The following is a 1105-nucleotide window of genomic DNA, read 5'->3' on the forward strand; positions in this document are numbered from 1 at the left end:
GTTCGGCGGCGTCCTACTCTCCCACAGGGTCCCCCCTGCAGTACCATCGGCGCTGTAAGGCTTAGCTTCCGGGTTCGGAATGTAACCGGGCGTTTCCCTCACGCTATAACCACCGAAACACTATGAAACTGTGAACACCCGCACCACACCACCGAAACGGCATGGGACTGTTCGTGGTTTCAGAACCAACACAGTGGACGCGAGCAACTGAGGACAAGCCCTCGGCCTATTAGTACCGGTCACCTCCACCAGTCACCTGGCTTCCAGATCCGGCCTATCAACCCAGTCGTCTACTGGGAGCCTTACCCCATCAAGTGGGTGGGAGTCCTCATCTCGAAGCAGGCTTCCCGCTTAGATGCTTTCAGCGGTTATCCCTCCCGAACGTAGCCAACCAGCCATGCCCTTGGCAGAACAACTGGCACACCAGAGGTTCGTCCGTCCCGGTCCTCTCGTACTAGGGACAGCCCTTCTCAAGACTCCTACGCGCACAGCGGATAGGGACCGAACTGTCTCACGACGTTCTAAACCCAGCTCGCGTACCGCTTTAATGGGCGAACAGCCCAACCCTTGGGACCGACTCCAGCCCCAGGATGCGACGAGCCGACATCGAGGTGCCAAACCATCCCGTCGATATGGACTCTTGGGGAAGATCAGCCTGTTATCCCCGGGGTACCTTTTATCCGTTGAGCGACGGCGCTTCCACAAGCCACCGCCGGATCACTAGTCCCGACTTTCGTCCCTGCTCGACCCGTCGGTCTCACAGTCAAGCTCCCTTGTGCACTTACACTCAACACCTGATTGCCAACCAGGCTGAGGGAACCTTTGGGCGCCTCCGTTACCCTTTAGGAGGCAACCGCCCCAGTTAAACTACCCATCAGACACTGTCCCTGATCCGGATCACGGACCCAGGTTAGACATCCAGCACGACCAGACTGGTATTTCAACGACGACTCCCACCATACTGGCGTATGGCTTTCACAGTCTCCCAGCTATCCTACACAAGCCGAACCGAACACCAATATCAAACTGTAGTAAAGGTCCCGGGGTCTTTCCGTCCTGCTGCGCGAAACGAGCATCTTTACTCGTAGTGCAATTTCACCGGGTA

General features: G+C 57.1%; 2 rRNA genes (1 of these 2 cut by a window edge). Both read right to left on the reverse strand.

Annotated elements, in window-relative coordinates:
• A 5S ribosomal RNA gene (gene rrf, locus ACH4ZX_RS40060) occupies positions 1-117 on the reverse strand.
• A 92-nt stretch (positions 118-209) separates the two neighbouring features.
• Positions 210-1105: ribosomal RNA gene (locus ACH4ZX_RS40065) — 23S ribosomal RNA — on the reverse strand (it continues 1638 nt past the right edge of the window).

Origin of the sequence: Streptomyces sp. NPDC020490 (assembly GCF_044335305.1) — a bacterium.
Taxonomy (GTDB): Bacteria; Actinomycetota; Actinomycetes; order Streptomycetales; family Streptomycetaceae; genus Streptomyces.